Raw genomic sequence first — 26,631 nt, forward strand, 5'->3', positions numbered from 1 at the left:
GCGAAAGCGGATCGCGGCGCTCAGAAGCGGGGCCGTATTGGGGGTATAACAACGAATCCGCTGGCGCAGCCGGCGCAAGATGGCGCACCATTGGCCCCGGCCGGCGGCAGCGCTGCGCCCCTAGACCACGCATTGTCAGGTACTGAGAGGAGTCCCGTTGTGAAAGCCCCGGCCACCAGGACAGCGAAAAAAGGCAAGCCCGCCGCAACGGGTGTCAAGGCCAGCTCGTCCGCCACCGCCTCCAGGGTGTCCTCAACCAGCAAGTCCGCCGCCAAGGTGGCACCGAAGCCCTCCGCCAAGGCCGTGGCCAAACCTGCGGCCAAGACCGCGAAGACGTCCTCCGCCCCCAAATCCGTGGCGCCGGTGAAATCCGGCCCATCCAGCAAGCCCAGCAGGGCCGCGGCAAAAACCGCCGCGGTCAGCGCCACACGACCGGTCAAGCCGGTCAGCAAAACCATGGCAAAAACTGCTGTCAAACCCGCCGCAAAACCTGTCACCCCGGCACCGGCCAAACCGGTCGCGAAGTCCGCCACGGCCAAGCCGGCGGCCAAAGCAGCGGTAAAGTCCGCGTCAGTGCCTGTTTCAAAAGTCTCCCCCAAAACCGCACCGGCCGCCGCCTCAGCGTCTGCTTCCAAAACCTCCAGCGCCCGTTCGCCCGCCGCCCCGGCCAAGGCCGCGATGTCCATGCCCGTCGTCGAGCCCACGCCAAGGCCTCTGGGCAAGCGGGCCGCGAAGAAGGTCATGATGGAGCAGATGACCCAGGCGGCGGTGATTCCCACCCACGCACCCGATGCCGCCAAGGCGACTTTTTCCACCATGAACGAACGTGCCGTAATGACCCCTCCTGTGCCATCCTCCATCCAGAAGGACCCCAAGCGGGCCAACAACTGGAAAACCGTGCCGGTTGAGCAGCTGACCGACCAGGATATTCAGGCCATGCCGGACAGTGAGTACATGAGTGAACTGCAGCTCAGCTACTTCCGCCGCAAGCTGTCCCAGCTCAAGGCCGACATGCTGGCCAACGCCGGCGAAACCACCGAGCATCTGCGCGAAGACACCGTGGTGGTGCCCGACCCGGCCGACCGCGCCACCATCGAGGAAGAACACGCCCTCGAGTTGCGTACCCGTGACCGCGAGCGCAAGTTGCTCAAGAAGATCGAACAGGCCATTGCCCGCATCGATTCGGGTGACTACGGTTATTGCGAGGAAACCGGCGAAGCCATTGGCGTCGGTCGCCTCATGGCTCGGCCGACCGCCAGCCTCTCGCTCGAAGCGCAACAGCGCCGCGAACTCAAGCAGAAAATGTTCGGGGATTGAGTCTTCGCCGTCCATCCCATCTGTAGCCCATCCCCCCGACAACGACCCGACATGTCCAAGGACGAATCCAACGGCGGTTTTCTGTCCAAAGTGGTGAAGTTCGTGCGCCATCCGACCACCAGCTGGTCGGATCTGGACACACGATCCGCCGATCGCGAAAGCGAGTACAGCAAGGCGGCGCTCAAGGAAATGATCGAGCGCAAGCGGCGCAACGACTTCGTGCGCAAGCGCGAGTTCGACATGCTGCGCAAGATCCGCAGTCGGGAAGCTTCCGGGGGCGAGGGGCAGGGGGTGCGGCCTTCGTTCTTCCAGAGCAGCCTGCCGTCGAAACCCGACGACCGGGCGATGACGCTGAAGAAGATCGATGAGATCGAAGCCCAGATGTCGATGCAGTGGTGGAAGACCAAGGGGCCCGACTCCCAGGCCACCGCGAGCTCCAGCCTGAGTTCGGGGGCCCATTCCACGGGGGGCACGCCTCTGGACCGCAAAGCCGAGGCCCACGACAAGTCGGTGGCCGGGGCCGAAGCCAAGCGGCGCACCGCCCAGTACACCGAAACCGAAGCCTCTCCCTTGCCCGAAAACACGGCGCCCGCGCCCAAACCCGCGCCAGCGGCATCCCCGGCGCCGGCCGTCGCCCCGGTTGCCGCTGCCGCGAGTCCGAAGGAGAAGGGGGGCAAGCTGTGGGGACCCTCTCGTGAGCAGGAACTGTCGCGCGACTCGCACCAGCCCTCGTCGTCTCCGGCCCGCACCGGCTTGATGGCGCCCTCTGGAAACAGTGTGCAGCCGAGTGCCGGTTCCGGGTTTTCGGCCTCGCACTTTTTTGCACTGGATGTGCAGGAAATCGCGCAGGATCCTGAGGTCGAGGAGGCTTCCATCCGGTTCGCCAACGGCGACGATGCCGGTGCCGAGCAGGGGCTGATGGAAGGCCTGACCGATGGAGGTGCGCGGGCCCAGCAGGTGGACGACTGGCTGGCCCTGTTCGATCTGTACCGCGCCACCGGTCAGCTCGCGCCCTTCGAGAGCCGGGCGGTCGATTTCGTCAACCGCTTCAACCGTTCGGCGCCGCAGTGGTACGACATGCCTGAGATCGTGTCCAGCATGAGCGGAAAGACCTTCACGCCCTCGTCCGGACCGAACCGGGCGGTCTGGGTCTGTGAACCCGATCTGGACGCGCACGCGGTGGGCACGCTGCAGAACGTGTTGCTGCGCGCCAGCAAGCCCTGGGTGCTGGACTGGTCGCCGGTCGAGAGCATCGATGTGAAGGCCGCGCGTGCGCTGCTGGGGGTCTTCACCCTCTGGGGCGATCAGGATGTGGAGCTGCGCTTTTATGGTTCTTCGAACCTGCGAGAGCTGCTCAAGACATTGACGCCGTCGGGTCGGCGCGATGTGGAGCAGCTCTGGTGGGAGTTGCGCATGGCCGTGCTGCGGGTCATGAACCTGGTGGATGAATTTGAACTGGCCGCGCTCGACTTCTGCGTGACCTACGAGGTGTCTCCTCCAGGCTGGGAGAAGCCCCGCTGCCACTTCCTTGGACTGTCGTTGGATGCCTCGGGCGAGGTCGGCCAGTCGGTGCTGGGCGAGGTGGTGCTGGAGCAGGTGCCCTCGACCTACCCGGGCGAGTCGGTGCTGGAAGGCCAGAGTTCCGAATTCAACCAGTTGGGCCTGGTGGAGCTGTCGGGCGAGATTCGCGGCGACCCGCAGGCCACGCTGGAGACGCTGGAACGCCGTCTTCAGGGGGCGGACGTGATGATCATTTCCTGCCGCAACCTGATCCGTGTCGATTTTTCGGCCGCGGGTACCCTGCTCAACTGGGTTTCGGGCCACCATGCGCAAGGCCGCCTGATCCAGTTCGTTGACGCCCACCGTCTGGTGTCGGCCTTCTTTCACGTCATCGGGATCACCGAATACGCCAAGGTGGTGGTGCGGAACGATTGAGGCTGGGTTCCTACCGCGCCGCCTGCAGTGTCACCCTCCCAGGGGGCGGCACTGGCGGCCCGGCAGAGCCGGTTTCGCGGTGCCCTCGGAATTGCGCCGACGGGCTTGTGAACCTTCTGCTCATCCCCATCTCTTCCCCTTATGGAAACTTTTCACGGAACCACCATCGTCTGCGTGCGTCGAGAGACGCCGCAAGGCGTGCAGGTCGCCATCGGCGGCGACGGCCAGGTAACCCTGGGCAACATCGTTGTGAAGGGCACGGCGCGCAAGGTGCGCAAGCTGCACCACGATCAGGTGCTGGCCGGTTTTGCCGGTGCCACCGCCGATGCCTTCACTTTGTTCGAGCGCTTTGAGGCCAAGCTGGAAAAACACCAGGGGCACCTGGTGCGCGCCGCGATCGAGCTCACCCGCGACTGGCGCACCGACCGCGTGCTGCGTCGGCTCGAAGCCATGCTGGCCGTGGCCGACCGCAGCGCCGCGCTGATCATCACAGGCAATGGCGACGTGCTGGAGCCCGAGCACGGTGTGGTGGCCATCGGCTCGGGAGGGGCCTATGCCCAGGCCGCCGCCCGCGCCCTGATCCAGCACACGGCCCTGAATGCCGAAGAGGTGGTGCGGCAGTCGCTCACGATCGCGGGCGAGATCTGCATCTACACCAACATGAACCACACGATCGAAACCCTGGAGTGAGCGAAACCATGTCTTCCATGACGCCCCAGGAGATCGTCTCCGAACTCGACCGCTTCATCATCGGCCAGAAAGGCGCCAAGCGCGCCGTGGCCATTGCCTTGCGCAACCGCTGGCGTCGCCAGCAGGTGGACGAAAAACTGCGGCCCGAGATCACGCCCAAGAACATTCTCATGATTGGCCCCACCGGCGTGGGCAAGACCGAGATCGCGCGCCGCCTGGCGCGGCTGGCCGACGCGCCCTTCATCAAGGTCGAGGCCACCAAGTTCACCGAGGTGGGCTATGTGGGCAAGGACGTCGACAGCATCATCCGCGATCTGGCCGACATCGCGATCAAGCAGACGCGCGAGATCGAGATGCGCAAGCAGCGCGCACGTGCCGAGGACGCGGCCGAGGAGCGCATCCTGGACATCCTGATTCCGCCGCCGCGCGGCTTGGGCGCCGAACCGGCCACCGTGCTGAGCACCGAAAGCACCGCACGCCAGGCGTTTCGCAAGAAGCTGCGCGAGGGCCAGCTCGATGACCGTGAGATCGAGATCGATCTGGCCGAGCCCCGCCCGACCATGGAGATCATGGGACCGGCCGGCATGGAGGACATGGCCGAACAGCTGCGAGGCATGTTCAGCCAGCTCGGACAGGACAAGCGCCGCACCCGCAAGCTCAAGATCGCCGAAGCCATGAAGCTGCTGATCGAAGAGGAGGCGGGCAAGCTGGTCAATGAAGAAGAGATCAAGATCCGTGCGCTGCAGAACGCCGAGCAGAACGGCATCGTGTTCATCGACGAGATCGACAAGGTGACCTCGCGCAGCGACTCGGGCGGCGCCGAGGTGTCGCGCCAGGGGGTGCAGCGCGACCTGCTGCCGCTGGTCGAAGGGACCAACGTGTCCACCAAGTACGGCGTGATCAAGACCGATCACATCCTGTTCATCGCCAGCGGCGCGTTCCATCTGGCCAAGCCCAGCGACCTGATCCCCGAGCTGCAGGGGCGTTTCCCCATCCGGGTGGAGCTGCAGTCGCTGTCGGTGGACGATTTCGAGGCCATCCTGACCCAGACCCACGCCTCGCTGGTGCGCCAGTACCAGGCGCTGCTGGCCACGGAGGGGGTGACGCTGGTGTTCACGCCCGAAGGCATCCGGCATCTGGCGCAGATCGCCTGCGATGTGAACGAACGCACGGAAAACATCGGCGCGCGCCGACTGGCCACGGTGATGGAGCACTTGCTTGACGAAGTCAGTTTTGCCGCCACCGGTCTACAGGGGCAGACCATTACGGTGGACGCAGCCTATGTGGACGGTCGGCTCACCGAGCTCAGCCGCAACGAGGATCTGTCGCGCTACATCCTCTGAACCCCGCCGGGGGCTGGTGAAGCCGCGTGCCGCCCTTGGGCGGACGCGGCTTTTCGCTTGACTGGGCCCGGGGGGTGTGGGCCATCCCTCGGGACCGTTCGATCCACAGACCAGGACATAAACGTAACAAAGCGCTCAAGCATCACTTTCAGAGGCTGTTGTAAGTGCTTGCTTTTGCTGAATTTTTAAGCGCCAAATTGTTTCAAAGTATGTTCTAAGTGCTTGATTTCATTGAAAAAATAAGTGGCCACGAGTTGCAGACTCTGATTTTCCTGATAAAGTGGGAAAATGTGCAATTAAGTGGTGAAAAGTGTTTTTCAAGGAATGACAGCGGTGTTTCAGGGTGCTTCTTCTCTCAGTCTCGATGCCAAGGGTCGGCTCTCCATGCCGACCCGGCACCGTGACGCCCTGATCGCCGCCGCCAGCCAGCTCACCATCACCAAGCACCCACACGGTTGTCTCATGGTCTTTCCGCGCAACGAGTGGGAGTTGTTCCGCGAGCGCATCGCGGCCTTGCCCATGCAGGCGCAGTGGTGGAAGCGCATTTTCCTGGGCAATGCCATGGACGTGGACATGGACGGGGCTGGCCGCGTGCTGATCTCGCCGGAGCTGCGCACGGCCGCCGGCATCACCAAGGACGCGGTCCTGCTGGGCATGGGGGGCTACTTCGAACTCTGGGATGCGCAGGTGTACGCCGCCAAGGAGGCCGAAGCCATGCAGGCCGAGATGCCCGATGTCTTCAAGGACTTTTCTTTCTAAGGGCGGCGGTGCAAAGCGCATGGAACCACCAAACCGTCCTGTTGAGCGAAGCCGTGGCAGCACTGGCGATCAACCCGGACGGACACTATGTCGACGCGACCTTCGGGCGCGGCGGGCATTCGCGCCTCATTCTGGAGAGGCTGTCTGCGAGCGGGCGCCTCACGGCGTTCGACAAGGACCCGCAGGCCGTGGCGGCCGCGCAGGAACTGGCGGCCAGCGATGGCCGCTTTTCCATCCGGCACCAGGGGTTCTGCCACCTGGGCGAACTGGGGGCGGCGAGCGCGGATGGGGTGCTGATGGACCTGGGTGTGAGTTCGCCCCAGATCGACGACCCCGAGAGGGGTTTTTCTTTTCGCCACGATGGGCCCCTGGACATGCGCATGGACACCACGCGCGGCCAGAGCGTGGCGCAGTGGCTGGAAACGGCCGAAGTCTCCACCCTCGCGGAGGTGATACGTGAATATGGCGAAGAACGGTTTGCTCAACCGGTTGCAAAGGCGATTGATCGTCGCCGACAGGAACGGGGCCCTATTCGAACCACCCGCGAGCTGGCCGAAGTCGTGGCTGGCGCGGTCAAAACCCGCGAGCCGGGCAAGGACCCTGCAACGCGCACATTTCAGGCTTTTCGGATTTTCATCAACGCCGAGCTTGAAGAGCTGCAACAAGCGCTAGAGGCCAGTCTGCATGTCTTGCGTCCCGGAGGGCAACTGGTGGTGATCAGCTTCCATTCGCTGGAAGACCGCATGGTCAAACAGTTCATGGCGCGCCATTCGCGCGCCGTGGTGGATCGCCGCGTGCCCTTCGCCGAGCCTGCGCCCATGCAACTGATCCACGTGCGCCGCGTCATGCCCTCGGATGCCGAAGTGCAGGGCAACCCGCGTTCGCGCAGCGCGGTGATGCGCGTGGCCGAGCGCACGGAGGCGCACGCATGATCCGCCTCAACCTGGTCCTGCTGATGGCGGTGCTGGCCAGTGCCTTCTATCTGGTGCACACGCAGTACGAGTCGCGGCGCCTGTACACCGCGCTGGACCGCGCGCAGGCGCAGTCGCGCAAGATCGAGGCGGAACACGAGCAGCTGCAGGTGCAGAAGCAGGCCCAGGCCACCTCGGCGCGTGTGCAACTGCTCGCCACCCGGCGGCTGCAGATGCGTCCGGTCAACCCCGCCATCACCGAATACGTGACGCTGTACGAGCCGCAGGTGCCCGGGCTGGCGCCCGACCAGGGAGGCCGACCATGAGCCGGCGGGCCAGTCGCAGTGTGAACTACAGCGCCAGCCCGCTGCTGGCGAGCAAGACGCCGGTCTGGCGCAGCAAATTCATCGTGGCGGCGCTGGCGCTGGCCTTTGCCGGGCTGGGCGCCCGCGCGGCCTATGTGCAGGTGGTTGGCAACGACTTCTTCCAGCGCCAGGGCGAGGTACGCTTCGCGCGCACGCTGGAGCTGCCCGCCAACCGCGGCCGGGTGCTGGACCGCAACGGCCTGATCCTCGCCTCCAGCGTGGTGGCGCAGAGCATCTGGGCGATTCCGGAGGACGTGGACAAGAGCGAGCCGAAGCTGCGCGACGTGGCCAAGCTGCTGGACATGCCCTTGTCCACGCTGAAGAAGCGCCTGGCCAACGAGGACAAGACCTTTGTCTGGGTCAAGCGCCAGGTGGACGAGCCGGTGGCCAACGAGATCGCCGCGCTCGGCATCAAGGGCATTTACCTGCGTCGCGAGTACAAGCGCAAGTACCCCGAGGGCGAGGCCGCGGCCCACGTGGTGGGCTTCACCAACGTGGAGGATCGCGGGCAGGAAGGTGTCGAACTGGCCTTCAACAAGGAGCTCTCGGGCCGCAGCGGCTCGCGCCGCGTGATCAAGGACCGGCTCGGCCGTGTGGTCGAAGACGTGCGCGACGTCGTGCCGCCGGTGGACGGCCCGGATCTGCAACTCTCCATCGACAGCAAGGTGCAGTACTTCGCCTACCAGAAGCTGCGCGAAGCGGTGCAGATGCACAAGGCGCGCGCGGGCAGCGTGGTGGTGCTCGACACCCGGACCGGCGAGGTGCTGGCGCTGGCCAACTACCCGAGCTACAACCCCAACCTGCGGCTGAACCTCAGTGGAGAACAGCTGCGCAACCGGGTGCTGACCGACAGTTTCGAGCCGGGCTCGACCATGAAGCCCTTCATCGCGGCGCTGGCGCTGGACAAGGGGCTGGTCACCCCGACCACGCAGATCCAGACCGCGCCGGGGCACATGTCCATTGGCGGCTCCACCATCAACGATGCGCATCCGAACGGCCTGCTCACGGTCAACGAGATCATCCAGAAGTCGAGCAACGTGGGCGCGGTCAAGATGGCCATGCAGATGTCGCCGCGCGAAATGTGGGAGACCTTCGCCCAGGCCGGGTTCGGCCAGAAGCCCCAGGTGCCGTTCCCGGGCGCGGTCAGCGGTCGCCTGCGGCCCTACAAGACCTGGCGCCCGATCGAACAGGCCACCATGAGCTACGGCTATGGACTGTCGGTCTCGCTGTTTCAGCTGGCCCAGGCTTACACCATCTTCGCGCGCGACGGCGAACTGATTCCGGTGAGCATGGTCAAAACCGATGGGCCCACGGACGGCGTTCGGGTGTTCAGCGAAAAGAACGCGCTGGCGGTGCGCAAGATGCTGGAGATGGCCACCGGCCCGGGGGGCACAGGCCAGCGCGCGCAGACCATGGGCTATTCGGTGGGCGGCAAGTCGGGCACCGCGCGCATGCAGGAAGGCAAGGGCTACGCCGAAAAAAAATACCGCGGCTTCTTCGTGGGGCTGGCGCCGGTGGAGCAGCCGCGCATCGTGGTGGCGGTGATGATCGATCAGCCGAACAACGGGGCCTATTACGGCGGGGTGGTGGCCGGCCCGGTGTTCAGCGAGACGGTGCAGCAGACCTTGCGCATCCTGGGGGTGCAGCCCGACATGAGCGTGAAGCCACAGATCATCAGCGAAGTGGTGGAGGAGCCGTTTTGAACTGCTTGACACCCACCCCCGCCGAGACCCGCTGCGCGGGCCCCGACCCCCTCAAGGGGGCAACACCAGCGGCCCGGCAGAGCCGGTTCCGCGGTGTTCCCGGACAAGGCCGCCTCCCCGCGCCTCGGCTGGGTTTGTTCGAGGTGGCGACCGCATGAAGACGCTTCTTCATCCTCACGCCGTGGCCGACTGGCTGCGCGAGCGTGTGCGCGGGCAACTGCATTGCGACAGCCGCCGCGTGCGCGAAGGCGATGGTTTCGTGGCCTGGCCGGGCGCCGCCACGGACGGGCGCCGCTATGTGGCCGGCGCGCTGCAGGCCGGTGCGGCCGCGGCGCTGGTGGAGCGCGACGGCGCCGAAGCCTTCGGTTTCAGCGACGACCGCGTGGCCGCCGTGCCGGGGCTCAAGGTGCAGGCCGGTCCGATCGCCAGCGCGTTCTACGCCGACCCCAGTGCGGCGCTGGACCTGATCGCCATCACTGGCACCAATGGCAAGACCTCCAGCGCCTGGTGGGTCGCTCAGCTGCTCTCGGCCGCAGACCGACCCTGCGCGGTGGTGGGCACGCTGGGCATCGGACAGCCGCCGCTGGCGGGCGACCAGGGCCATGCGTTGGTGCCGACCGGCCTGACGACGCCCGACCCGGTGCTGCTGCAGGCGCGCCTGCGCGGCATGGTGGACGCCGGCCTGAAGGCCTGCGCGATCGAGGCCTCGTCCATCGGCCTGATCGAAGGCCGGCTCAACGCCTGCCGCATCCGGGTGGCGGTGTTCACCAATTTCACCCAGGACCACCTGGACTTCCACGGCAGCATGGCCGACTACTGGGCGGCCAAGGCCGCGCTGTTCGACTGGCCCGGTCTGGCCAGCGCGGTGCTCAATCTGGACGATCCCCAGGGCGCGGCACTGGCGCAGACTCTGGACGGGCGCGGCCTCGACCTGTGGACCGTGGCATTGGAAGACGGCACGCCAGCGCGCCTGTGCGCGCGCGACATCGCGTTCACCCACAACGGCATGCGCCTGACCGTGGTGGAGCGCGAAGCCTCGGGCGCCGAGGCGCAGCACCACACCCTGAGCCTGCCCATGGTGGGGCGCTACAACGTGTCCAACCTGCTGTGCGTGCTGGCCACGGCGCGCGCGCTCGGTGTGCCGCTGGCCGACGCCGTGCGGGCCTGCCAGGCCCTCACCCCCGTGCCCGGCCGCATGGAACAGGTGCCCGCGGTGGCGGGCCAGCCGCTGGTGCTGGTGGATTACGCCCACACCCCCGACGCGCTGGAGAAGGCCTTGCAGGCCCTGCAGCCGCTGGCGCGGCAACGCGGCGGCGCGCTCTGGGCGGTGGTGGGCTGTGGCGGCGACCGCGACGCGAGCAAACGCCCCCTCATGGCCGCCGTGGCCGAGCGGGAGGCCCAGCACGCCGTGCTGACCAGCGACAACCCGCGCAGCGAAGACCCGCTGGCGATCCTGGCGCAGATGCGGGCCGGCCTGTCGATGCCCGCCCGCGCCGTGGTCGAGGCCGATCGGGCGCTGGCGATCGCGCAGGCGGTGCAGCGCGCTGGCGCCGACGACGTGGTGCTGATCGCCGGCAAGGGACACGAGGACTACCAGGAAGTGATGGGCGTGAAAAAACCGTTTTCCGATCTGGCGCAGGCCCAGGCCGCGCTGCAGCAGCGCGCCGCCGCGCAGGGAGTGCAGGCATGAAGACCATCGCCGAGTTGTTGACCCGGCTCAGTGGCGCACGGGCTGTGGGCACGATGGACGCCCCCATCGGCCGTGTGCACTCCGACACCCGCAGCCTGCAGCCGGGCGATCTGTTCGTGGCGCTCAAGGGCGAGCGCTTCGACGCACACGACTTTCTGCCGCAGGCGCGCGCGCAGGGCGCCGTGGCCGCCATCGCCCACACCGGGTTGGTGCAGGCCGGCCTGCCCGGCGTGGAAGTGCCCGACACGCGGCTCGCCCTGGGGGAACTGGCGCGCCTGTGGCGCGAGCAGTTCAGCCTGCCGCTGATCGCCGTGACCGGCAGCAACGGCAAGACCACGGTGACGCAGATGGTGGCGGCCATCCTGCGCGCGGCCGCGGGCGACGCCGCCCATGCCACGCAGGGCAATCTGAACAACGACATCGGCGTACCGCTCACGCTGCTGCGCCTGCGCCCGGACCACCGCCTCGCGGTGATCGAGCTGGGCATGAACCACCCCGGCGAAATCGCCTACCTCGCCGCGCTCACCCGGCCCACCGTGGCGCTGGTGAACAACGCCCAGCGCGAACACCAGGAATTCATGGCCACGGTGGAAGCGGTGGCGCGCGAAAACGGCCAAGTGATCGCGGCCCTGTCGGGGGACGGCGTGGCGGTGTTCCCCAGCGACGACGACCACACCGGGGTCTGGCGCGAACTGGCCGCGGGCCGGCGCGTGATGACCTTCAGCGACGGCGACGCGTCGGCCGACGTGCATGCCCTGCAGGCCGACTGGCGCGACGGCGCCTGGGCCCTGCGCCTGGCCTCCCCCGCCGGGGAGCTGGCCTGCCGCCTGCGCATCGCCGGGCGGCACAACGTGCGCAACGCGCTCGCGGCCACCGCGTGCGCCCTGGCTGCGGGCGTGGCGCTGGCCGACATCGGTCGTGGGCTCGACGCCTTCGAGCCGGTGGGCGGACGCTCGCGCGCGCTCTCGTTGCCGCTGGCCGACCGCGCCGTGACCCTGATCGACGACACCTACAACGCCAACCCGGACTCGGTGGTCGCGGCCATCAACGTGCTGGCCGAGCTGCCCGGCCCGCGCCTGCTGGTGCTGGGGGACATGGGCGAGGTCGGAGAGCAGGGCCTTGCGTTTCACCTCGAAGTGTTGCGCCATGCGCAGGCCTGCGGCATCGAGACCGTGCACTGCGCCGGCGACTGGATGCACAAGGCCTGCGCCGCGCTGCGCGCCGCGGGCGAGCCCGTGCCCACGCACTGGGACGACGTTGCCGCCCTGGCCGGCCATGTGAGCGCGGCCGTGGTTGCGCCCGGCGCATCGGCGCTGCGCAGCGTGCTCGTCAAAGGCTCGCGCTTCATGCGCATGGAGCGCGTGGTCCAGGCCCTGCAGGCGCTGGCCAGCGCACCCCCAACACAAGAACAAAAGGACGCATCGCATGCTGCTTAGCCTGGCCCTGTGGCTGCAAAGCCTGGGACCCGAGTTCGGGTTCCTGCGGGTATTCCAGTACCTCACCTTCCGTGCGGTCATGGCCGCCATGACGGCGCTCATCGTCGGTCTGGTGGCGGGTCCGTATTTCATCCGCCGCCTGGCCGCGCTCAAGATCGGCCAGCCGATCCGTGAGTACGCGATGCAGACCCACCTGAGCAAGGGGGGCACGCCCACCATGGGCGGGGTGCTGATCCTGTTCTCGATCGCGCTGTCCACCCTGCTGTGGTTCGACCTGTCCAACCGCTTCGTCTGGATCGTGCTGCTGGTCACCCTGGGCTTTGGCGCCATCGGCTGGGTGGACGACTGGCGCAAGGTGGTGCGCAAGGACCCGGAAGGCATGCGCTCGCGCGAAAAGTACCTCTGGCAATCCGTCATCGGGCTGGTGGCGGCGTTCTACCTCGTGTTCAGCGTGTCCGAAACCAGCAACCTGCGTGTGCTGGGCCTGTTCATCGACTGGGTGGCCTCGGGGTTCACCGTGGACCTGCCGCCCCAGGCCGGCCTGATGGTGCCGTTCTTCAAGGAAATCAGCTACCCGCTGGGGGTGTTCGGCTTCGTGCTCATGACCTACCTGGTGATCGTGGGTTCGAGCAACGCGGTCAACCTCACCGACGGCCTGGATGGCCTGGCCATCATGCCGGTGGTGATGGTGGGCTCGGCGCTGGGCGTGTTCGCCTACGCCACCGGCAGCGCCGTGTTCTCGCGCTACCTGCTGCTGCCGCACATCCCCGGGGCGGGGGAACTGCTGATCTTCTGCGCGGCCATGGCCGGCGCGGGCCTAGCCTTTTTGTGGTTCAACACCCACCCGGCCCAGGTCTTCATGGGCGACGTGGGCGCCCTCGCATTGGGCGGCGCGCTCGGCACCATCGCCGTGATCGTGCGCCAGGAAATCGTGCTCGCCATCATGGGCGGCATCTTCGTGGTCGAAGCCCTGTCGGTGATGCTGCAGGTGACGTATTTCAAGTACACCAAGCGCCGTTTCGGCCAGGGCCGCCGGCTGTTCCAGATGGCACCGCTGCACCACCACTTCGAGAAAAAGGGCTGGAAGGAAACGCAGGTCGTGGTGCGCTTCTGGATCATCACCATGCTGCTGTGCCTGATCGGCCTGTCGACCCTCAAGCTTCGTTGACCCCATGTTGAACCTGAAAGACCAACACGTTCTCATCCTGGGCCTGGGCATCTCCGGCCTGGCGATGGCGCGTTGGTGCGTGCGCCACGGCGCTCACGTGACCGTGGCCGACACGCGCGACAACCCGCCGCATCTGGCAGCGCTGGGCATCGAGTGTCCGCAGGCCAGCTTCGTGGCCGGCCCGTTCGACGAAGCGCTGATCGCGCGTGGCGCCTGGAACCTGATCGCCCGCAGCCCGGGGCTGGCCCCCGTTCAACTGACCACGCTGCGCGAATGGGCCCAGTCGCAGGCGGTGCCGTTCGTGGGCGAACTCGATCTGTTTGCCCGGGCGCTGCGCGACCTGTCGGTGCGCGAACCACGGCCCTACCAGCCCAAGGTGCTGGCAATCACCGGCACCAACGGCAAGACCACCGTGACCTCGCTCACCGGCCTGCTGCTGCAGCGCTGCGGCCTGCGCGTGGCCGTGGCCGGCAACATCGGCCCGGCCCTGCTGGACGTGCTGGCCGCGGCGCTGGAAGCCGAAGCAAAGGCCCAAGCCGAGGCTGCGGCGGCGGAGGAACCGCAGTCCATCGCCGTCGCGGCCGAGCCGGCGCCCGCGCCGGACGGGAGCGACGGGTCGACCGCCGAGGTCCAGGCTGAGCTGCAGCCCGCCGACGAAGACGAGCCGCTGCCGGTCGCCGAAGAGGACGACGCGCCTACCCAGCTGGTGCCACCACCCCCCGAGCCGCCCCAGCCACCGCATCTGCCGGCGGTGTGGGTGCTCGAACTCTCCAGCTTCCAGCTCGACGGCACGGCCGGTGGCGCCTGGGACGCCGTGCCCACGGCCGCCACGGTGCTCAACATCACCGAAGACCACCTGGACTGGCACGGTTCCCTCGCCGCCTACAGCCAGGCCAAGGCCGCCGTGTTCGGCAACCGTGCGCTGATGCTGCTCAACCGCGACGATGCCCAGGTTATGGGCATGAAGCCGGGCGACGTGACGGTGAAGATCGGTGGCCGCAACCGCCAGCAGCCGGCCCGGCCCTACGCCACGTTTGGGCTGGATGCGCCCACGCGCGCGGGCGACTGGGGCATCGAGTCGGTCAACGGCATGACCTGGCTGGTGCGCGCGCTCGCGCTCGACGAGACCCGCAAGCCGCGGCGCCGCGTCGCCGGGCCGCCCCAAGGCGCGGCAGCCCCCTCGGGGGGCAGCGCCGTACGCGAAGCGACCAGCGTGGGGGCCGGAGTCTCTGCCCAGGAAGAGGACGAGATCTATTACCAGCGCTTGATGCCGGTCGATGCGCTGCGCATCCGGGGCCGCCACAACGCGGCCAACGCGCTGGCCGCGCTGGCCCTGGCCACCTCCACCGGGGCCGCGCTGGCGCCCATGCTGCACGGGCTGCGCGAGTACCGCGGCGAGCCGCACCGGGTGGAGCCGGTGGCCATCATCGACGAGGTCGAGTATTTCGACGACAGCAAGGGCACCAACGTGGGTGCCACGCTGGCCGCCGTGCTCGGGCTCGGCGCCGAGCGGCGCCTGGTGGTGATCCTCGGGGGCGACGGCAAGGGGCAGGACTTTGCGCCACTGGCCGAGCCGCTGGCGCGCCACGCGCGCGCCGTGGTCTACATCGGCCGCGACGCGGCCCGCATCCGCGAAGCGGTGAGCGATGCGCTGGAGCAGGCCCAGGTGGCGCAGCTGGACGCGACCACCCTGCCCGAGGCGGTGGGCCTGGCTTGCGCGCAGGCCCGCCCGGGCGACGCGGTGCTGATGTCGCCCGCCTGCGCCAGCCTGGACATGTTCGACAACTACGTGCACCGCGCCCGGGTGTTTGTCGAAGCGGTGGCGCAGCTGGCCAGCGAACGCGGCATGAGCCTGGAGGGGGGCGTATGAAGGCGACATCGCTCACGCCCTGGCAGCGCCTGCGTGCCGGCCTGGTCTCGGCCATGCCGCGCCTGATCGGCCGCGACCTGGCCGGCGCCCTGGCTGGTGGGTCGGCGCGCGACGGCCTGCCGGTGCGCCTGTCCAACCGCACCTATGCCGGCACGCGCAACGTGGCGGTGCGCGAACTCGGTTTCGACCAGCCGCTGCTGTGGGTGGTGATGGCCCTGATGGCCTGGGGTCTGGTGATGGTGTATTCGGCCTCGATCGCCTTGCCCGACAACCCGCGCTTTGCCAACTACGCCCACACCCACTTCGTGTTGCGCCACGGCCTGTTCATCCTGATCGGGCTGGTGGCCTCATTGATCGTGTTCCAGGTGCCCATGCAGAGCTGGGAGCGGTTCGCGCCCTGGCTCTTTGCCCTGTCGCTGCTGCTGCTGGTGCTGGTGCTGCTGCCTTTCATCGGCAAGGGCGTCAACGGCGCCCGGCGGTGGTTCTCGCTCGGGCTCATCAGCTTCCAGCCCTCCGAGCTGGCCAAGCTCACCGTGTTGCTCTACGCCGCCAATTACATGGTGCGCAAGATGGAGGTCAAGGAGCGCTTCTTCCGCGCCGTGGCGCCGATGGCGGTGGCCCTGGGCGTGGTCGGCATGCTGCTGCTGGCCGAGCCCGACATGGGGGCTTTCATGGTGATCGTGGTGATCGCCATGGGCATCCTGTTCCTGGGCGGTGTGAACGCGCGCATGTTCTTCCTGATCGCGCTGGTGGTGGTGGGCGCGTTCGCGCTCATGGTCATGATGAGCGAGTGGCGCCGCGAGCGCATCTTCGCCTACCTCGATCCCTGGAGCGAGGCCTATGCGCTCGGCAAGGGCTACCAGCTTTCCCACTCGCTGATCGCCTTTGGCCGTGGCGAAATCTTCGGTGTCGGCCTGGGCGGCAGCGTGGAAAAGCTGCACTGGCTGCCCGAGGCCCACACCGACTTCCTGCTCGCGGTGATCGGTGAAGAGTTCGGCCTGATCGGGGTGCTGATCGTGATCGGTCTCTTCCTCTGGCTCACGCGCCGCATCATGCACATCGGCCGCCAGGCCATTGCCCTGGACCAGGTGTTCGCCGGCCTCGTGGCCCAGGGGGTCGGGCTGTGGATCGGCTTTCAGGCCTTCATCAACATCGGCGTGAACCTGGGTGCCCTGCCCACCAAGGGCCTGACCCTGCCCCTGATGAGCTACGGCGGCTCAGCCATCCTGCTCGAACTCGTCGCCCTGGCCATCGTGCTGCGCGTGGACTATGAAAACCGCCAGATGATGAAAGGGGGCCGTGCATGAAGCAGCGGTTTCACCAAAACCGCCAGGCAGACGCGCAGCGGCTGCAGATGCGGAACGCATCGATGATGAAAGGGGGCCGTGCATGAAGCAGCGGTTTCACCAAAACCGCCAGGCAGACGCGCAGCGGCTGCAGATGCGGAACGCATCGATGATGAAAGGGGGCCGCGCATGAGCAAGACTCCCTGTGCCCTCATCATGGCCGGCGGCACCGGCGGCCACATCTTTCCCGGTCTGGCCGTGGCCGAAGCGCTGCGTGAGCGCGGCTGGCGCGTGCACTGGCTGGGCGCGCCCGACAGCATGGAGAGCCGGCTCGTGCCACCGCGTGGCTTCACGCTGGAGACCATCGCCTTCGGTGGCGTGCGCGGCAAGGGCGTGCTCACGCTGGCCCTGCTGCCGTTGCGCCTGCTGCGCGCGTTCTGGCAGGCGCTGCAGGTGGTGCGCCGCGTGAAGCCCGATGTGCTGGTGGGCCTGGGGGGCTACATCAGCTTCCCGGGCGGCATGATGGGCGTGCTCGCGGGCAAGGCCCTGGTGCTGCACGAGCAGAACTCGGTGGCGGGCATGGCCAACAAGGTGCTCGCGGGGGTGGCCGATCGCGTGTTCACCGCTTTCCCCAAGGTGTTCAGGAAAGCCGAGTGGGTGGGCAACCCGCTGCGCGCGCCGTTCCTGCGGCAGCCGCCACCCGAAGCGCGGTTCGCCGGGCGCAGCGGGCCGCTGCGCCTGCTGGTCGTGGGCGGCAGCCTGGGCGCACGGGCGCTCAACGACACCGTGCCGCAGGCGCTGGCCCTGATCCCCTCGGCGCAGCGCCCGCAGGTGATCCACCAGAGCGGGGAAAAGCAGATCGAAGCGCTGCGCGCGAATTACGCCGCGGCCGGGGTGCGGGCCGAGCTCACGCCCTTCATCGACGACACGGCCCAGGCCTTCGCCGACGCCGACCTGATCGTCTGCCGCGCCGGCGCCAGCACCGTGACCGAGATCGCCGCCGTGGGCGCGGCCGCGCTGTTCGTGCCCTTTCCGTCGGCGGTGGACGACCACCAGACCACCAACGCGCGCTTTCTGGTCGACGCGGGCGCGGCCTGGCTGGTGCCGCAAAACGAACTCACACCGCTGCAGCTGGCGCAGACGCTGCAGACCGTGCGGCGAGAAACCTTGATGGAGATGGCGAACAAGGCCAAGACGATGGAAAAAACAGAAGCCGTGGCGGCCGTGGTGTCCGCCTGCGAAACCCTGGCAAAGGTGGGTCAACCATGAAACACGCCATTCGCCACATCCATTTCGTCGGCATCGGTGGCAGCGGCATGAGCGGCATCGCCGAGGTGCTGCTCAACCAGGGCTTCCGCATCTCGGGCAGCGACCTGGGCGAGAGCACGGTCACGCGCCGGCTGGTGGCGCTGGGAGCCGAGGTCTTCATCGGCCACGATGCGGCCCACATCGAAGGCGCCGACGCCATCGTCACCTCCACCGCGGTGAAGGACGACAACCCCGAAGTGATCGCCGCGCACGCCAGGCTGGTGCCGGTGGTGCCGCGCGCGGTGATGTTGGCCGAGCTGATGCGCATGAAAAAGGGCGTGGCGATCGCCGGCACACACGGCAAGACCACGACCACCAGCCTGGTGGCCAGCGTGCTGGCCGCGGCCAACCTGGACCCGACCTTCGTGATCGGCGGGCGCCTCAACAGCGCGGGCGCCAACGCGCAGCTGGGTTCGGGCGAGTACATCGTGGTCGAGGCCGACGAGTCCGACGCCTCGTTCCTGAACCTGCTGCCGGTGCTCTCGGTCGTGACCAACATCGACGCCGACCACATGGACACCTACGGCCACGACTTCGGCCGCCTCAAGGCCGCCTTCGTGGAGTTCCTGCACCGCATGCCGTTCTACGGCGCTGCGGTGGTCTGCGTGGACGATGCCTCGATCCGCGAGATCCTGCCGCAGATCGCGCGCCCCATCACCAGCTACGGCTTTGCCGAAGACGCGCAGGTGCGCGCCACCCAGGTGCGCGCGGTGGGCGGGCAGATGCACTTCACCGTGCAGCGCCGCAACGGCGTGCAGTTGCCCGACCTGGACGTGGTGCTGAACCTGCCGGGCGAACACAACGTGCTCAACGCGCTGGCGGCCATCGGCATCGCGGTGGAGCTGGGCGTGCCGGACGCGGCCGTGCTGCAGGCGCTGGCCGAGTTCAAGGGCGTGGGCCGGCGCTTCCAGCGCTACGGCGAGGCCGCGCTGCCCGGTGGCGGGCACTGCACCGTGGTGGACGACTACGGCCACCACCCGGTGGAGATGGCGGCCACGCTGGCCGCGGCGCGTGGGGCCTTCCCGGGCCGCCGGCTGGTGCTGGCCTTCCAGCCCCACCGCTACAGCCGCACCCGCGACTGTTTCGAGGATTTCGTGAAGGTGATCAACCAGGCCGACGCCGTGCTGCTGGCCGAGGTGTACGCCGCGGGCGAGGCGCCGATCGTGGCGGCCGACGGGCGTTCTCTGGCCCGTGCGCTGCGCGTGTCGGGCAAGCTCGAACCGGTGTTCGTGGACGACATCGCCGCCATGCCGCAGGCGATTCTGGACAACGCGCGCGACGGCGATGTGGTGCTGTGCATGGGCGCGGGGTCCATCGGCGCGGTGGCGGGGCGGGTGGTGGAAATGGCTCAGGAGGTTCGGACATGAATGCGATGGTGAACACGGCCCTGGCGGCGCAGGCCCTGGGCAAGGTGGCGGTGCTGATGGGCGGGCGCTCGGCCGAGCGCGAGGTCTCGCTGATGTCGGGCACCGGCGTGCTGGCCGCGCTGCGCTCCAAGGGCGTCGACGCGCACGCCTTCGACCCGGCCGAGCGCGACCTGGACGAGCTCAAGCGCGAAGGCTTCGCGCGCTGCTTCATCGCGTTGCACGGCCGCTTTGGCGAAGACGGCACGGTGCAGGGCGCGCTGGAGTTGCTGGGCATTCCCTACACCGGGCCGGGCGTGATGGCCTCGGCGGTGGCCATGGACAAGCTCATGACCAAGCGCATCTGGATGGCCGAAGGCCTGTCCACCCCGGCCTGGCGCCAGGTGCACAGCGTGGAAGAAACGCAGGCGGCGTTTGCCACGCTGGGCTCGCCCATGATCGTCAAACCCGTGCGAGAGGGCTCCACCATCGGCCTGACCAAGGTGACCGAGCTCGCCCAATGCGCCGCCGCCTACGAACTGGCCGCGCGGCAGGACCCGCTGGTGATGTGCGAGCAGTTCATCGCGGGCGACGAGGTCACGATCCCGGTGCTCGGCACCGGTGCCGAGGCGCGGGCGCTGCCGGTGATCCGCATCGTGGCGCCCGACGGCAACTACGACTACCAGCACAAATACTTCACCGACGACACCCAGTACCTGGTGCCCTGCGGTCTGCCCGCGGGCGAGGAAGAGCGCATCCAGGCCCTGGTGCTCAAGGCCTACCTCACGCTGGGCTGCCGCGGCTGGGCCCGCGCCGACGTGATGATCGACGCGACCACGCGCCGGCCCTACCTGCTGGAGATCAACACCTCGCCGGGCATGACCGGGCACTCGCTGGTGCCCATGTCGGCCCGCGCCACCGGTCTCTCGTACGAAGACCTGTGCGTGACCGTGCTCGCCAGCGCCGCGCTGGACAACCCGGCCGGGAAAGCCTGAGCGCCTCACCATGCCGCACACCGACCTGCCCCTGGACGTCAAGCTCATGACCGTGGTCACCCACGTCCTGGTCGTGCTGTTTGCCGCCCTGTGCCTGGGCGCGCTCGGAACCTGGCTGGTGCGCCACCCGGTGTGGACGGTCCGGGCGATCACGGTGCACGGTGACGTGGCGCACCAGAACGCGGTGACCTACCGTGCGCAGCTCGCTTCGCAGATGAAGAGCAGTCTCTCGGGCAGTTTCCTCACACTGGACCTGCAGCAGGTGCGCCGCCTGTTCGAGTCCGTGCCCTGGGTGCGCCAGGCGGTGGTGCAGCGCGAGTTCCCCAACCGCCTGCGCGTCACGATCGAGGAGCACCAGCCCGTGGCCTGGTGGGGGCCTTCAGGTTCGGGGCAGCTGGTCAGCCGGCTGGGCGAGGTGTTCGAGGCCAGCCCGGACGACAGCGATGGGCTGCCCGAGCTGATCGGCCCGGCGGACCACGCGCCCCAGGTCTGGGCGCTGTACCAGTTGCTCAGCGCCGAGTTCTCGCGTCTGGAGCTGGTGGTGGAGCGGCTCGAACTCAACGAGCGCGGCAGCTGGCGCGCGGTGCTCGACAGCGGTGCGCGCATCGAGCTCGGGCGCGGCAGCCCGGACGAACTGCTGGAGCGCGCGCGGCGTTTCACCGGCACCCTGAGCCAGCTCACCGAGCGCTACCCCGGCGCGCTGCAGTCCGTGGACCTGCGCTACCCCAACGGCTACGCGCTGCGCATGCGGGGCGTGACCACGCTCTCCGAAGACAGCCCCGGCACAGTCACCAACACAAGGTAATCAAGAAGCAATCATGGCCAAGGAATACAAGGATTTGGTGGTCGGACTCGACATTGGCACCGCCAAGATCATGGTGGTGGTGGCCGAGGTCCAAGCCAACGGCGAACTCAAGCTCGCGGGCCTGGGCGTGTCGGCCAGCCACGGCCTCAAGCGCGGCGTGGTGGTCAACATCGACGCCACCGTGCAGAGCATCCAGCAGGCGTTGAAAGAAGCCGAGCTGATGGCCGATTGCCGCATCGCCCGCGTCTACACCGGCATCACCGGCAGCCACATCCGCGGCATCAATTCCAGCGGCATGGTGGCCATCAAGGACCGTGAGGTCACGCCGGCCGACGTGGCGCGTGTGATCGAAACCGCCAAGGCCATCAACATCTCGACCGACCAGCGCCTGCTGCTGGTCGAGCCGCAGGAATTCGTGATCGACGGCCAGGAAGTGAAAGAGCCGATCGGCATGAGCGGCATCCGGCTCGAAGCCAAGGTGCACATCGTTACCGGCGCGCAGAGCGCGGCCGAAAACATCATCAAGTGCGTGCGCCGCTGCGGCCTGGAGGTGGACCAGCTCATGCTCAACCCGCTGGCGTCGAGCCAGGCGGTGCTGACCGACGACGAAAAGGAGCTGGGCGTGGCGCTGGTGGACATCGGCGCGGGCACCACCGACGTGGCGATCTTCGCTGGCGGCGCGATCCGCCACACGGCGGTGATCCCGATCGCGGGCGACCTGATCACCAGCGACATCGCCATGGCGCTGCGCACGCCGACCAAGGACGCCGAGGACATCAAGGTCGAACACGGCTGCGCCAAGCAGCTGCTGGCCGACCCGGACCAGCAGGTCGAGGTGCCCGGTCTGGGCGATCGTGGCCCACGCATGCTCAGCCGCCAGGCGCTGGCTGGCGTGATCGAACCGCGGGTGGAGGAGATCTTTGCGCTGGTGCAGCAGGTGGTGCGCGACTCCGGCCACGAGGAGGTGTTGTCCTCGGGCATCGTGCTCACCGGTGGCAGCGCCGTCATGCCCGGCATGGTGGAACTGGGGGAAGACATCTTCCTGAAACCGGTGCGCCGGGGCATTCCGAACTACGCCAGCGCGCTCTCGGACATGGTGGCGCAGACGCGCGCCGCCACGGTCATGGGTCTGCTGGAGGAGGCGCGCATGGCGCGTGTGCGTGGCCACAAGGTGGCCCAGAAAGCGGGTTCCATGCAAAGCGCACTGGAACGCATCAAAAACTGGTTTGTGGGGACCTTCTGATGAAGCCATTGATCACCCCTGCACCGCGCCTTCGGCGCGTCTCCACCCCAGAGGGGCGCCAGCTGTCGCTTGGCGGAGCCAGTTCGCTGGTGCCCTTGACCCCGCGCACCCGGCCCAGACCGCGGTCCCGATGTCGGGTCTGCACCGGACCGCCTGGCTGAGGCACCTCACAGCGCAACGAACCGAATCTGATTTTTTGAATGAAAACCGCCCCGAACCTCGGGTTCAAGGGCAACAACAGGAGAGAGCCATGAGCATCGAAATGATTGAAGTGGAAGAATTCAACCAGGGCACCCAGATCAAGGTCATCGGCGTTGGCGGTGGCGGCAGCAACGCGGTGGAACACATGATCTCGCGTGCCGTGCAAGGCGTGGAGTTCATCTGCGCCAACACCGACGCGCAGTCCCTCGCCCGCAGCGCGGCCACCCGCACCATTCAGCTCGGCACCACCGGCCTGGGCGCTGGCAGCAAGCCTGAAAAGGGGCGCGAGGCCGCCGAGCTCGCCGTCGACGAGATCCGCACCGCCATCGACGGCGCGCACATGCTCTTCATCACCGCCGGCATGGGTGGCGGCACCGGCACCGGCGCGGCGCCCGTGATCGCCCGCGTGGCCAAGGAGATGGGCATTCTCACCGTGGGCGTGGTCACCAAACCCTTCGACTGGGAAGGTGGCCGCCGCATGACCAACGCCGACAACGGCCTGGCCGAGCTTGAAGCCAACGTGGACTCGCTGATCGTGGTGCTCAACGAGAAGCTGCTCGAAGTGCTGGGCGACGACGTGACGCAGGACGAGGCCTTTGCCCACGCCAACGACGTGTTGAAGAACGCCGTGGGCGGCATCGCCGAGATCATCAACGAGTACGGCAACGTCAACGTCGACTTCGAAGACGTGCGCACCGTGATGGGCGAACCCGGCAAGGCCATGATGGGCACCGCGGTCGCCGCCGGCCCGGACCGCGCGCGCATCGCCGCCGAGCAGGCCGTGGCCTGCCCGCTGCTTGAAGGCATCGACCTCTCCGGTGCCAAGGGCGTGCTGGTGCTGGTGACCGCGGCCAAGGGATCGCTCAAGCTGTCCGAATCGAAGCTGGCCATGAACACCATCCGCGCCTACGCTTCGCCGGACGCGCACGTGATCTACGGCGCCGCCTACGACGACAGCCTGGGCGACGAGATGCGCGTCACGGTGGTGGCCACGGGTCTGAGCCGCCAGGGCGTGCGCCGCACCGCGCCGCCGCTGCAGGTGCTGCGCACCGGCACCGACAACGTGCCGTTCAACGTGCCCACCGTCAACGCCGCCGTGGGTGGCCCGGGCGCGGGCATGGCCCAGCCCGACTACAACTCCATGGCCGTGCCCAGCGTCTGGCGCACCAACCGCACCCAGGCCGCGGCCAAGGTGGATGCGTTGGCCTCGGGCGGCATGGACGATTTCGAGATCCCGGCCTTTCTGCGCAAACAGGCGGATTGACTCCCCCCGCGCCGCCTGCGGCGTCACCCCCCAGGGGGCAACACCTGCGGCCCGGCGAAGCCGGTTCCGCGGTGTTCCCGACGGGGGGCACTTCTCGCGTGGGGCGTCGTGGCTCGCGGGTGGATCTTGTTTTCGGATATCGCCGGGATAGTTTTCCTGGTCAGCACGAAATCGCCCGGAAAATTAAAATCGACCCATGCTTGCGCAACGTACCCTCAAATCCCTGACCAAAGCCGTCGGCGTGGGCCTGCACAGCGGTCAGCGGGTGGAGCTGACGCTGCGCCCGGCCGCGCCGGACACGGGCATCGTGTTCCGCCGCGTCGACCTGCCCGAACCGGTGGACATCGCCGTGACGGCCGAGTCGGTGTCGGACACCCGGCTTGCTTCCACCATCTCCAACGGCGGCGTCAAGGTGCACACGGTGGAGCACCTGATGAGCGCCTGCGCCGGCCTGGGGCTGGACAACCTGTACGTTGACATCACCGCCGAAGAGGTGCCCATTCTCGACGGCTCGTCGGCCTCGTTCGTCTACCTGCTGCAAAGCGCCGGCATCGTGATGCAGAAGGCGCCCAAGCGCTTCATCCGGGTGATCAAACCGGTGGAGGTGCGCGAAGGCGAGGGGCGCAGCCTGAAGTGGGCGCGGCTGGAGCCGTACCACGGCTACAAGCTCAGCTTCGAGATCGAGTTCGACCACCCCGCCGTGAGCTCCACCGGCCAGCGGGTCGAATTCGATTTCGGCAGTGGCCAGTACGCGCGCGAGATCGCGCGTGCACGCACCTTCGGCTTCACCCGCGACGTGGAGATGATGCGTTCGCACGGGCTGGCCATGGGCGGCGGGCTGGACAACGCCATCGTGATGGACGATGTGAAGGTGCTCAACGCCGACGGCCTGCGCTACCAGGACGAATTCGTCAAACACAAGATCCTTGACGCCATCGGCGACCTGTACATCGTGGGCAAACCGCTGCTGGCGGCCTACACCGCGTTTCGCAGCGGCCACGCCTTGAACAACCAGCTGCTGCGGGCCCTGCTGGCCCGACCCGATGCCTACGAGGTGGTGAGCTTTGAGCACGAGCGCGAGGCCCCGAAAGGCTTCGCCCAGCTCGCCCCGGCCTGGTAGGCGCGCGCCCATGCTGTTGTTCCGCTTCGCCGTCTTCTTTCTCTTGCTCGCGGCCGGCGTGTGTTTCGCCTTCTACATCGGCACCGGCCAGCAACGCTACAGAACCTGGGGCATCAAGATCCTCAAATGGACCCTGATCGCCGCACTGGGCTTCTTTGGCGTCCTGATCCTTGAACGCATTCTTTAGCAGTTCCCCTCCGCCCAGCGCAGCCGAGGCGCGTGACTTCACCGAGGATGCCGTGGAACCGGCTTCGCCGGGCCACTCGCATCGCCCCCTGAGGGGTGACGCCGCAGGCGGCGCGGGGGGGTCAATAACTCCTGCCGCTCTTGTACGCAGCGTGTGTGCGCGCCTGCAGCGGACTCACTTTGTTGATGGCCGCCACCGAGCGTGCCACCTGCGCATGGGTGATGGCCAGGCCCAGGGCGTCGGCGGCGTCCTTGCCGGGCAGGCCCGGCAGCTGCAGCAGCCGCTTCACCATCTCCTGCATCTGGGCCTTGTCGGCCCGACCGTAGCCGACCACGGCCTTCTTCAACTGCAGCGCGGTGTATTCGGCCACGGGCAGCCCGTTGGCCACCAGCGCGGTCAGGCAGCAACCACGCGCCTGGCCCAGCAGCAGCGTGGCCTGCGGGTTGACGTTGACGAACACGATCTCGCAGGCCGAGGTCTCGGGCTGGTAGCGCTTGACCACCGCGGAGATGCCGTCGAACAGGATCTTCAGCCGCTCGGGCAGCAGGGCGCCGTCTTTCGGGCTGGTCTGGATGGTGCCGCTGGCCACATAGTGCAGCGCCGCGCCGTCGGTGTCGATCACGCCAAAGCCGGTGCATTGCAGGCCGGGGTCGATGCCGAGGATTCTCATAGGTTGAAGGTCCAGCGCACCGAATGGAAGAACACCGGCGCGGCGAAACACAGCGCGTCCACGCGGTCGAGCAGGCCGCTGGCCCCGGTGACCGAGCGGCTGGCCGATCCCCAGTGGGTCACGCCGCGGTCGCGTTTGATGGCCTTCATGACCAGGTGCCCGAACGAGCCGGCCGCGCAGGCCACCAGCGCCATGGCCATGGCCGGCAGAGGCTTGAACGGTGTCAGGCCCGCCAGCGCCGCCCCCAGCAGACCGCCGGCGGCGAGCCCCAGGGCCCAGCTGCGCCAATGAAAGCTGCCGCTGATGGCCGGGGCCACGGGCCGGTGCGGGCGCCGCGCCGTCAGGTGCTGCACCAGCATGCAGGTCTGCACCACCAGCACCAGGAAGAACACGAGGAACGCGGTCTTGCCGGCGAAGCGCGGGAAATTCAGCAGCAGCAGGGCCGGCACATGGCTCATGCCGTAGACGCAGACCATGATGCCCCACTGCAGCTTGGCGTTGCGCTCCAGGAAGCGCTGCGGGTCGTTGCCCAGTGCACTCACCACCGGGATCGCCAGGAAGACATAGACCGGGATGAACACGGTGAAGAGGTTGAAGCGTTCGGTCCACACCAGCGCGTATTGCAGGGGCAGCACGGTGAAGAAGGCCAGCACCAGGCTGCGATGGTCGCCGCGGCGCGTGGGCGAGAGGCTGATGAACTCGCGCAGGATGAAAAACGACACCAGGCCGAACAACACGATGGCCACGCCTTCGCCCATGACCCAGCCGACCCAGAACACCAGCGCCATCACCCACGAACTGCGCAGCAGCGCCTGGTTGTCCCGCAACCGCAGGGCGCGCGCGGTCTGGGTGTCGTCATCGCCCGCGCGGCGTTCGCGCAGCGACAGCAGCACCCCCACACCGCTGGCGATCAGCAGCAGGCCAAACAGCAGCACGAACACCAGGCTGACCTGCTGATCGGCGCTGAGGCTGCGCAGGAAAGACGTCATCCGCGTGCCCTCCGGGACACGAACCGTGGGCGG

24 protein-coding genes are annotated in these 26,631 nt (G+C 67.8%); 21 read left to right on the top strand and 3 right to left on the bottom strand.

The features are described from left to right. Window positions 1–20: 20 nt before the first annotated feature. A complete protein-coding gene (locus tag KIH07_RS25470; RefSeq protein ID WP_319004781.1) occupies window positions 21–686 on the bottom strand; it encodes a hypothetical protein in 666 nt (221 codons plus the stop codon). On the opposite strand from KIH07_RS25470, the gene dksA reads away from it, so the two are divergent. From dksA to KIH07_RS08375, 21 genes are all read left to right on the top strand, one after another. Beyond that, complete coding sequence (dksA, locus tag KIH07_RS08275; RefSeq protein ID WP_319004782.1) at window positions 679–1,317, top strand: RNA polymerase-binding protein DksA; 639 nt, start codon at window positions 679–681, stop codon at window positions 1,315–1,317. The two genes, KIH07_RS25470 and dksA, sit on opposite strands and share 8 nt — an antisense overlap. Window positions 1,318–1,368: 51 nt before the next feature. After that, entirely contained in the window at window positions 1,369–3,252 is a 1,884-nt protein-coding gene (locus tag KIH07_RS08280; RefSeq protein WP_226491518.1) for an STAS domain-containing protein, read from the top strand. 141 nt (window positions 3,253–3,393) lie between these two features. After that, a complete protein-coding gene (gene hslV, locus KIH07_RS08285) occupies window positions 3,394–3,942 on the top strand; it encodes an ATP-dependent protease subunit HslV (protein WP_226491519.1) in 549 nt (182 codons plus the stop codon). 8 nt (window positions 3,943–3,950) lie between these two features. Then, a complete protein-coding gene (gene hslU / locus KIH07_RS08290; protein WP_226491520.1) occupies window positions 3,951–5,285 on the top strand; it encodes an ATP-dependent protease ATPase subunit HslU in 1,335 nt (444 codons plus the stop codon). A 333-nt stretch (window positions 5,286–5,618) separates the two neighbouring features. Continuing rightward, window positions 5,619–6,044: a division/cell wall cluster transcriptional repressor MraZ gene (mraZ, locus tag KIH07_RS08295; protein ID WP_226494651.1), complete on the top strand. Its 426-nt coding sequence runs from the start codon at window positions 5,619–5,621 to the stop codon at window positions 6,042–6,044. Window positions 6,045–6,052: 8 nt separating this feature from the next. Continuing rightward, entirely contained in the window at window positions 6,053–6,976 is a 924-nt protein-coding gene (rsmH, locus tag KIH07_RS08300; RefSeq protein ID WP_226491521.1) for a 16S rRNA (cytosine(1402)-N(4))-methyltransferase RsmH, read from the top strand. Further along, on the top strand, window positions 6,973–7,281 hold the full coding sequence (gene ftsL / locus KIH07_RS08305; protein ID WP_226491522.1) for a cell division protein FtsL: 309 nt from the start codon (window positions 6,973–6,975) through the stop codon (window positions 7,279–7,281). Before rsmH ends, ftsL begins: the two co-directional genes overlap by 4 nt. After that, window positions 7,278–9,023: a peptidoglycan D,D-transpeptidase FtsI family protein gene (locus KIH07_RS08310; RefSeq protein ID WP_226491523.1), complete on the top strand. Its 1,746-nt coding sequence runs from the start codon at window positions 7,278–7,280 to the stop codon at window positions 9,021–9,023. The genes ftsL and KIH07_RS08310 overlap by 4 nt, the downstream gene beginning before the upstream one ends. Window positions 9,024–9,177: 154 nt before the next feature. Continuing rightward, the gene (locus tag KIH07_RS08315; RefSeq protein WP_226491524.1) at window positions 9,178–10,713 is read left to right on the top strand and encodes a UDP-N-acetylmuramoyl-L-alanyl-D-glutamate--2,6-diaminopimelate ligase; all 1,536 of its coding nucleotides are present in this window, start codon (window positions 9,178–9,180) and stop codon (window positions 10,711–10,713) included. Continuing rightward, the gene (locus KIH07_RS08320; protein ID WP_226491525.1) at window positions 10,710–12,149 is read left to right on the top strand and encodes a UDP-N-acetylmuramoyl-tripeptide--D-alanyl-D-alanine ligase; all 1,440 of its coding nucleotides are present in this window, start codon (window positions 10,710–10,712) and stop codon (window positions 12,147–12,149) included. The genes KIH07_RS08315 and KIH07_RS08320 overlap by 4 nt, the downstream gene beginning before the upstream one ends. Next, window positions 12,139–13,317: a phospho-N-acetylmuramoyl-pentapeptide-transferase gene (gene mraY, locus KIH07_RS08325; RefSeq protein WP_226491526.1), complete on the top strand. Its 1,179-nt coding sequence runs from the start codon at window positions 12,139–12,141 to the stop codon at window positions 13,315–13,317. Before KIH07_RS08320 ends, mraY begins: the two co-directional genes overlap by 11 nt. A gap of 4 nt (window positions 13,318–13,321) precedes the next feature. Beyond that, entirely contained in the window at window positions 13,322–15,187 is a 1,866-nt protein-coding gene (locus KIH07_RS08330) for a Mur ligase family protein (RefSeq protein WP_226491527.1), read from the top strand. Between the two features lie 53 nt (window positions 15,188–15,240). Continuing rightward, the gene (ftsW, locus tag KIH07_RS08335) at window positions 15,241–16,494 is read left to right on the top strand and encodes a putative lipid II flippase FtsW (protein ID WP_226494652.1); all 1,254 of its coding nucleotides are present in this window, start codon (window positions 15,241–15,243) and stop codon (window positions 16,492–16,494) included. Window positions 16,495–16,662: 168 nt separating this feature from the next. Then, on the top strand, window positions 16,663–17,742 hold the full coding sequence (gene murG, locus KIH07_RS08340; protein ID WP_226491528.1) for an undecaprenyldiphospho-muramoylpentapeptide beta-N-acetylglucosaminyltransferase: 1,080 nt from the start codon (window positions 16,663–16,665) through the stop codon (window positions 17,740–17,742). Beyond that, window positions 17,739–19,148, top strand: coding sequence for a UDP-N-acetylmuramate--L-alanine ligase (murC, locus tag KIH07_RS08345; RefSeq protein WP_226491529.1), 1,410 nt, complete (start codon window positions 17,739–17,741; stop codon window positions 19,146–19,148). The genes murG and murC overlap by 4 nt, the downstream gene beginning before the upstream one ends. Next, window positions 19,145–20,119, top strand: coding sequence for a D-alanine--D-alanine ligase (locus KIH07_RS08350; protein WP_226491530.1), 975 nt, complete (start codon window positions 19,145–19,147; stop codon window positions 20,117–20,119). Before murC ends, KIH07_RS08350 begins: the two co-directional genes overlap by 4 nt. A gap of 10 nt (window positions 20,120–20,129) precedes the next feature. Next, on the top strand, window positions 20,130–20,924 hold the full coding sequence (locus KIH07_RS08355; RefSeq protein WP_226491531.1) for a cell division protein FtsQ/DivIB: 795 nt from the start codon (window positions 20,130–20,132) through the stop codon (window positions 20,922–20,924). A 13-nt stretch (window positions 20,925–20,937) separates the two neighbouring features. Next, window positions 20,938–22,167, top strand: a complete 1,230-nt coding sequence (gene ftsA, locus KIH07_RS08360; RefSeq protein ID WP_226491532.1) for a cell division protein FtsA — start codon at window positions 20,938–20,940, stop codon at window positions 22,165–22,167. A 250-nt stretch (window positions 22,168–22,417) separates the two neighbouring features. Then, window positions 22,418–23,632, top strand: coding sequence for a cell division protein FtsZ (gene ftsZ, locus KIH07_RS08365; RefSeq protein WP_226491533.1), 1,215 nt, complete (start codon window positions 22,418–22,420; stop codon window positions 23,630–23,632). A 196-nt stretch (window positions 23,633–23,828) separates the two neighbouring features. Beyond that, the gene (gene lpxC, locus KIH07_RS08370; RefSeq protein WP_226491534.1) at window positions 23,829–24,752 is read left to right on the top strand and encodes a UDP-3-O-acyl-N-acetylglucosamine deacetylase; all 924 of its coding nucleotides are present in this window, start codon (window positions 23,829–23,831) and stop codon (window positions 24,750–24,752) included. A 10-nt stretch (window positions 24,753–24,762) separates the two neighbouring features. After that, window positions 24,763–24,939 (top strand): hypothetical protein, encoded by a 177-nt coding sequence (locus KIH07_RS08375; RefSeq protein WP_226491535.1) that lies wholly within the window; start codon window positions 24,763–24,765, stop codon window positions 24,937–24,939. A gap of 121 nt (window positions 24,940–25,060) precedes the next feature. On the opposite strand, the gene ruvC is transcribed toward KIH07_RS08375, so the two are convergent. Then, complete coding sequence (ruvC, locus tag KIH07_RS08380; RefSeq protein WP_226491536.1) at window positions 25,061–25,609, bottom strand: crossover junction endodeoxyribonuclease RuvC; 549 nt, start codon at window positions 25,607–25,609, stop codon at window positions 25,061–25,063. Further along, window positions 25,606–26,598 (bottom strand): phosphatidate cytidylyltransferase, encoded by a 993-nt coding sequence (locus tag KIH07_RS08385; RefSeq protein WP_226491537.1) that lies wholly within the window; start codon window positions 26,596–26,598, stop codon window positions 25,606–25,608. Before KIH07_RS08385 ends, ruvC begins: the two co-directional genes overlap by 4 nt. Between the last annotated feature and the right edge of the window lie 33 nt (window positions 26,599–26,631).

The organism is Hydrogenophaga taeniospiralis, assembly GCF_020510445.1.
GTDB lineage: Bacteria > Pseudomonadota > Gammaproteobacteria > Burkholderiales > Burkholderiaceae_C > Hydrogenophaga.

Coding starts and splice junctions, on each gene's coding strand:
- dksA (WP_319004782.1), top strand. CDS start 679: ATGTCCATGCCCGTCGTCGAGCCCACGCCAAGGCCTCTGGGCAAGCGG.
- KIH07_RS25470 (WP_319004781.1), bottom strand. CDS start 686: ATGGACATCGCGGCCTTGGCCGGGGCGGCGGGCGAACGGGCGCTGGAG.
- KIH07_RS08280 (WP_226491518.1), top strand. CDS start 1,369: ATGTCCAAGGACGAATCCAACGGCGGTTTTCTGTCCAAAGTGGTGAAG.
- hslV (WP_226491519.1), top strand. CDS start 3,394: ATGGAAACTTTTCACGGAACCACCATCGTCTGCGTGCGTCGAGAGACG.
- hslU (WP_226491520.1), top strand. CDS start 3,951: ATGTCTTCCATGACGCCCCAGGAGATCGTCTCCGAACTCGACCGCTTC.
- ftsL (WP_226491522.1), top strand. CDS start 6,973: ATGATCCGCCTCAACCTGGTCCTGCTGATGGCGGTGCTGGCCAGTGCC.
- KIH07_RS08310 (WP_226491523.1), top strand. CDS start 7,278: ATGAGCCGGCGGGCCAGTCGCAGTGTGAACTACAGCGCCAGCCCGCTG.
- KIH07_RS08315 (WP_226491524.1), top strand. CDS start 9,178: ATGAAGACGCTTCTTCATCCTCACGCCGTGGCCGACTGGCTGCGCGAG.
- KIH07_RS08320 (WP_226491525.1), top strand. CDS start 10,710: ATGAAGACCATCGCCGAGTTGTTGACCCGGCTCAGTGGCGCACGGGCT.
- mraY (WP_226491526.1), top strand. CDS start 12,139: ATGCTGCTTAGCCTGGCCCTGTGGCTGCAAAGCCTGGGACCCGAGTTC.
- KIH07_RS08330 (WP_226491527.1), top strand. CDS start 13,322: ATGTTGAACCTGAAAGACCAACACGTTCTCATCCTGGGCCTGGGCATC.
- ftsW (WP_226494652.1), top strand. CDS start 15,241: ATGCCGCGCCTGATCGGCCGCGACCTGGCCGGCGCCCTGGCTGGTGGG.
- murG (WP_226491528.1), top strand. CDS start 16,663: ATGAGCAAGACTCCCTGTGCCCTCATCATGGCCGGCGGCACCGGCGGC.
- murC (WP_226491529.1), top strand. CDS start 17,739: ATGAAACACGCCATTCGCCACATCCATTTCGTCGGCATCGGTGGCAGC.
- KIH07_RS08350 (WP_226491530.1), top strand. CDS start 19,145: ATGAATGCGATGGTGAACACGGCCCTGGCGGCGCAGGCCCTGGGCAAG.
- KIH07_RS08355 (WP_226491531.1), top strand. CDS start 20,130: ATGCCGCACACCGACCTGCCCCTGGACGTCAAGCTCATGACCGTGGTC.
- ftsA (WP_226491532.1), top strand. CDS start 20,938: ATGGCCAAGGAATACAAGGATTTGGTGGTCGGACTCGACATTGGCACC.
- ftsZ (WP_226491533.1), top strand. CDS start 22,418: ATGAGCATCGAAATGATTGAAGTGGAAGAATTCAACCAGGGCACCCAG.
- lpxC (WP_226491534.1), top strand. CDS start 23,829: ATGCTTGCGCAACGTACCCTCAAATCCCTGACCAAAGCCGTCGGCGTG.
- KIH07_RS08375 (WP_226491535.1), top strand. CDS start 24,763: ATGCTGTTGTTCCGCTTCGCCGTCTTCTTTCTCTTGCTCGCGGCCGGC.
- ruvC (WP_226491536.1), bottom strand. CDS start 25,609: ATGAGAATCCTCGGCATCGACCCCGGCCTGCAATGCACCGGCTTTGGC.
- KIH07_RS08385 (WP_226491537.1), bottom strand. CDS start 26,598: ATGACGTCTTTCCTGCGCAGCCTCAGCGCCGATCAGCAGGTCAGCCTG.